A 5134-nucleotide genomic window follows, 5' to 3' on the forward strand; every position below is an offset into this window, starting at 1 on the left:
TCGGTGGCGGGGAAGACGGCGGTCGTCTCGCCGATGAGCTCTGCGGCCTTGCCCCACCCGCTTCCGAGCGTCAGGGCGATGTCGTGTCGCTCGACGCCCGTGATGCGGGCGATGTCGGCGGCGGCGTCGGCGGCCACGCCGAAGGGGTCGGCAGCGGGGTCGTCGAGGGGATGGGGGGTCGTGTCGGACATGTCCCCACTTTAGGAAGTCGGATGCCGCGGGGCCAGCCGAGCGGCGTCGGCGCCCGATCGCGCCTGAGAGAATGAAGTCATGTCGTTGAGTTTCGAGCGCACCCAGACCGTCGCCATCCTCGGTGGGGGCCCCGGCGGCTACGAAGCCGCGATCGCCGCTGCGCAGCTGGGCGCGAAGGTCACCCTCGTCGAGCGCGCGAGCGTCGGCGGCGCCGCGGTGATCACCGACGTCGTGCCTTCCAAGAGCCTCATCGCCACCGCCGACGCCGCCGTGGCGATCTCACAGGCCGGCGACCTGGGCGTGCAGCTGTTCGCCCGCGGCGGCAACGGTCAGCCGCTGCAGCCCGAGATCGCCATCAACCTCGCTGCCGTCAACAAGCGTCTGCTGTCGCTGGCGCGCCAGCAGTCCGACGACATGCGCGCGACGCTCGTCGAGGCGGGGGTGCGGATCGTCTCCGGCCACGGGCGCCTCGAGGGCGACAACGCGTTGGTGGTGTCCACCGGCCCCGGTGGTGTCGACTTCGACCGCATCGAGGCGGACACCCTCGTGGTGTCGGTGGGGTCGTCGCCGCGAGAGCTCCCCAGTGCACCGCCGGACGGCGAGCGCATCCTCACCTGGACCCAGCTCTACGACATGAAGTCCCTTCCCGAGCACCTCATCGTGGTGGGCTCGGGCGTCACCGGGGCCGAGTTCGCCGGCGCGTACATGAACCTGGGGGCCAAGGTCACGCTGGTCTCCAGTCGCGACCACGTGCTGCCGGGGGAGGACCCCGACGCGGCGGCCCTTCTCGAGCGCGTCTTCAAACGCGGCGGGATGCAGGTGCTGTCCAAGGCCCGCGCCCAGACGGTCCAGCGCTCGGGCGACGGCGTCGTGGTGACCCTCGCCGACGGACGCACGGTCGAAGGCAGCCACTGCCTCATGGCGGTCGGGTCCGTGCCGAACACCGCCGGCATCGGGCTGGAGGAGGCCGGCATCCAGATGACCGACTCCGGACACATCCGGGTCAACCGGGTCGCCCGCACGTCGGTCCCCAACATCTACGCCGCCGGCGACTGCACCACCTTCGTGCCGCTGGCCTCGGTCGCTTCGATGCAGGGACGCACCGCGGTGTTCCACGCCCTGGGCGACACCGTCATCCCGCTCGAGCGTCGGCGCATCTCCGCGAACATCTTCACCGCGCCCGAGATCGCGACCGTCGGGTTCCAGCAGGCCGACATCGACTCGGGCCTGGTCGACGGCGTCGTGCACAAGCTGCCGCTGGCGGCCAACCCGCGCGCGAAGATGATGGGCGTGCGCGACGGCTTCGTGAAGCTCTTCGCCCGCCAGGGAAGCGGCACCGTGCTCGGGGGGGTCATCGTGGCCCCGCGCGCCTCGGAGCTCATCTACCCCATCGCGATCGCCGTGGAGCGACGCCTGACGGTCGACCAGGTGTCGCGCGTGTTCGCGGTGTACCCCTCCCTTTCGGGGTCGATCACCGATGCCGCCCGTGCGATGCACATCGTCGACCGGGCCGCCGAGCCCGAAGCGTAGCCCGCGCGCCGCCCTCCCTCGCCCGGGCGCGACGGATGCCGCGGGGCCGCGACCCCGCCGGGCTCAGGTGATCGTGAGAAGCAGGTGGCCGGCCGGCACGGTGGTGCCCGGCATGGCATCCAGGCCGCCGACGGTGCCGTCCTTGTGCGCCTGGATGGGCTGTTCCATCTTCATGGCCTCGAGCACGACGACCAGGTCACCCTTGACGACCTGCTGCCCCTCCGCGACGGCGACCTTCACGACGGTCGCCTGCATCGGCGAGGTGACGGCGTCGCCCGATGCCCCGGCGACCACCGTCGGGGCGTGCATGCGCCGCGACGGCGGCACGGCCGCCGGGCGGCCGACCTTCGCCGGAGCCGCGGCGATGCGGTCGGGAAGGCTCACCTCCAGGCGCTTGCCCGCGACCTCGACGACGACGGTGTGGCGGCTGTCGCCGGCATCCGGGGTGTCGTCTTCGCCGTCCCACGGCGGGATGTCGTTGTCGAACTCGGTCTCGATCCAGCGCGTGAACACGCCGAACCGGCCGTCCTCGGCGGTGAACGCGGGGTCGCGCACGACGCGGCGGTGAAACGGCAGCACCGTGGGCATGCCGGCGACCTCGAACTCGTCCAGCGCCCGGCGTGCCCGCGACAGCGCCTCGGCGCGGTCGCGCCCGGTGACGATGATCTTGCCCAGCAGCGAGTCGAACGCGCCCGACACGGCGTCGCCCGCGGTGACGCCGGAATCCAGCCGGATGCCGGGGCCGCCGAAGGTCTTGAACACGTGGATGCGACCGGGCTGCGGCAGGAACCCGCGGCCGGGGTCCTCGCCGTTGATGCGGAACTCGATCGAGTGGCCGACGGGCTCGGGGTCGCGGTCTTCGAGCAGGCCGCCCTCGGCGAGGCGGAACTGCTCGCGGACGAGATCCATGCCGGTGACCTCCTCGGAGACCGGATGCTCGACCTGCAGGCGGGTGTTCACCTCGAGGAACGAGATGGTGCCGTCGGCGCCGACGAGGAACTCGCACGTGCCGGCACCGACGTAGCCCACCTCTTTGAGGATCGCCTTCGACGAGGTGTAGAGCACCTCGTTCTGCTCGCGGGTGAGGAAGGGCGCCGGGGCCTCTTCCACGAGCTTCTGGTGGCGCCGCTGCAGTGAGCAGTCGCGGGTCGAGACGACGACGACGGTGCCGGCGGCGTCGGCCAGGCACTGGGTCTCGACGTGACGGGGCTTGTCGAGGTACTTCTCCACGAAGCACTCGCCGCGGCCGAAGGCGGTGATCGCCTCGCGGGTGGCGGACTCGAAGGCCTCGGCCACCTCATCGAGCTCGCGGGCCACCTTCAGTCCTCGGCCGCCGCCGCCGTACGCGGCCTTGATGGCGATCGGCAGACCGTGCTCGCGGGCGAACGCGATGACCTCGTCGGCGTTCGCGACCGGCCCGGGCGTGCCCGGAGCGAGCGGCGCGCCGACCCGTTCGGCCACGTGGCGCGCGGTGACCTTGTCGCCGAGGGCTTCGATCGCCTCGGGCGACGGGCCGATCCAGACGAGACCCGCGGCGATGACGGCGCGGGCGAAGTCGGCGTTCTCGGCGAGGAAGCCGTAGCCGGGGTGCACCGCGTCGGCGCCGGAGCGGCGGGCGACGGAGAGGATCTTCTCGATCGAGAGGTAGGTGTCGGCACTCGTCGCGCCGTCGAGCGAATAGGCCTCGTCGGCGAGGCGGGTGTGCAGGGCGTCGCGATCCTGGTCGGCGTAGACGGCGACCGACCCTTTTCCGCTGTCGCGAGCGGCGCGGATGATGCGAACGGCGATCTCGCCGCGGTTCGCGATGAGCACCTTGGCGATAGCAGGCATGGATGTCAGCCTACCCAGACAGCGGGGGCGCTCTTTGGATCACTCGCACAAGAAAGTTCCGGAAACCTTCGTCGATGTCTACGAGCGGTTCCAGAGGGTCGGCCAGGCGACGTCGAGTTGCCGTGCGAGGCGCCGCACGGTCGGCAGCGACATCCCCACGACCGTCGAGGGGTCGCCGTGCACGGTGTCGATGAAGGGGCCGCCCAGGCTGTCGATGGTGAAGGCGCCGGCCACGTGCAGCGGTTCGCCGGTGGCGACGTAGGCGGCGATCTCGTCGTCGGTGATGTCGGCGGCGAAGGTGACGGAGGCCTCGGCGACCCCGTGGGCTTCTGCCTCCGCCCGCCCGCCGCCGACCCGCACGACACTGTGGCCGGAGTGCAGGATGCCGGTTCGCCCCCGCATCGCGCGCCAGCGCGCCACTGCGGCCTCGGCGGTGTAGGGCTTGCCGAGGATCTCTCCGTCGATCTCGAACATCGAGTCCCCGCCGATGACGATGCCCTCGAACCCGGCCGCGGCCACGCGCTCGGCGACGTCCGCGGCCTTGCGCCGCGCCAGCAGCAGCACGTGCTCGGCGGCGGGGAGGGTGCGCGCCTCGTCGTGCTGAACCGCGGCGATGACGGCATCCTCATCCACGTCCGGTGCCATCGTCTCCGGTTCGATGCCTGCCTGCCGCAGCAGCGTGAGACGGGCGGGAGAGGTCGAGGCGAGGCACACGCGCATCGCCCCAGCCTAGGGGCGGGCACATCTGGGTGTGCGAGCATCGAAGGATGGTTACACCCTTGGCATCCACGGACGCCCTCATCGATCTCGACGTCACCGACGTCGCTCACGGCGGCGTGTTCGTCGGCCGTCACGAGGGGCGGGTCGTGTTCGTTCCCGACGCTCTCCCGGGGGAGCGGGTGCGGGTGCGGCTGACCGACGTCGGCAAGGCGTCGTTCTGGCGTGGTGAGGTGCTGGAGGTGCTCGATGCGTCGCCGCACCGTCGCCCGCACATCTGGCGGCAGGCCGATGTCGACGTGGCCCCGGAGAACCGACCGGGGGGCGCCGACTTCGGTCACATCGAACTCACCCATCAGCGGGCCCTCAAGCAGCACGTCGTCATGGACGCGCTGCAGCGCTTTGCCGGCCTGACGACGCCGGTCACCGTCGCGCCGGTCAGCGCCGACGGCGTGGACCGCGCCACCCCGCCCGAAGACGGCGACGGCACCGGGTGGCGCACCCGGCTGAGCCTGCACGTGGATGCCGATGGCCGCGTCGGACCCTACGCGGCGCGCAGCCACCGCGTGGTGACGGTCGAAGACCACCCGCTCGCCGCCCCCGACCTCGCGCGCGTGGCCCTGGAGCTGAAGGGCGTGGCGCCGGGGCGGATCGACCTCGTGCTGCCCGCAGACGGGCGTGTGCGGGTGCTGCCCCGCCCCGAGCACCACCACCGTGCCGGTGGGCGCCGGCCCCGCGGCGCGACACCGACGGGGAACAGGGCGACGGGGGCCAATCCGCTGCGCGAAGTGATCGTGGAAGAGGTCGCGGGGCGCCAGTTCCGCGTCGACGCCGGCGGGTTCTGGCAGGTGCACCGCTTCGCCGC

4 protein-coding genes and 1 pseudogene are annotated in these 5134 nt (G+C 72.0%); 2 read left to right on the top strand and 3 right to left on the bottom strand.

Annotated features, from left to right (window positions below; genetic code table 11):
- Positions 1-191, bottom strand: a pseudogene (locus NQ160_RS17945) (purine-nucleoside phosphorylase); the annotation flags it as partial.
- 79 nt (positions 192-270) lie between these two features.
- Here NQ160_RS17945 and NQ160_RS17950 point away from each other — a divergent pair.
- Complete coding sequence (locus NQ160_RS17950; RefSeq protein ID WP_257516498.1) at positions 271-1722, top strand: NAD(P)H-quinone dehydrogenase; 1452 nt, start codon at positions 271-273, stop codon at positions 1720-1722.
- 63 nt (positions 1723-1785) lie between these two features.
- On the opposite strand, the gene NQ160_RS17955 is transcribed toward NQ160_RS17950, so the two are convergent.
- Positions 1786-3552, bottom strand: coding sequence for an acetyl/propionyl/methylcrotonyl-CoA carboxylase subunit alpha (locus NQ160_RS17955; RefSeq protein WP_257516499.1), 1767 nt, complete (start codon positions 3550-3552; stop codon positions 1786-1788).
- 78 nt (positions 3553-3630) lie between these two features.
- Positions 3631-4272, bottom strand: a complete 642-nt coding sequence (locus NQ160_RS17960) for a Maf family protein (RefSeq protein WP_257516500.1) — start codon at positions 4270-4272, stop codon at positions 3631-3633.
- Positions 4273-4319: 47 nt separating this feature from the next.
- On the opposite strand from NQ160_RS17960, the gene NQ160_RS17965 reads away from it, so the two are divergent.
- Positions 4320-5134, top strand: an 815-nt coding sequence (locus NQ160_RS17965) for a TRAM domain-containing protein (protein ID WP_257516501.1), incomplete at its 3' end; no start/stop codon positions are given.

Source organism: Microbacterium sp. zg.Y909 (genome assembly GCF_024626565.1).

Excerpts from the sequence above, each read along its gene's own strand:
- NQ160_RS17955 (WP_257516499.1), bottom strand. The coding sequence starts at position 3,552 with ATGCCTGCTATCGCCAAGGTGCTCATCGCGAACCGCGGCGAGATCGCC.
- NQ160_RS17960 (WP_257516500.1), bottom strand. The coding sequence starts at position 4,272 with ATGCGCGTGTGCCTCGCCTCGACCTCTCCCGCCCGTCTCACGCTGCTG.
- NQ160_RS17950 (WP_257516498.1), top strand. The coding sequence starts at position 271 with ATGTCGTTGAGTTTCGAGCGCACCCAGACCGTCGCCATCCTCGGTGGG.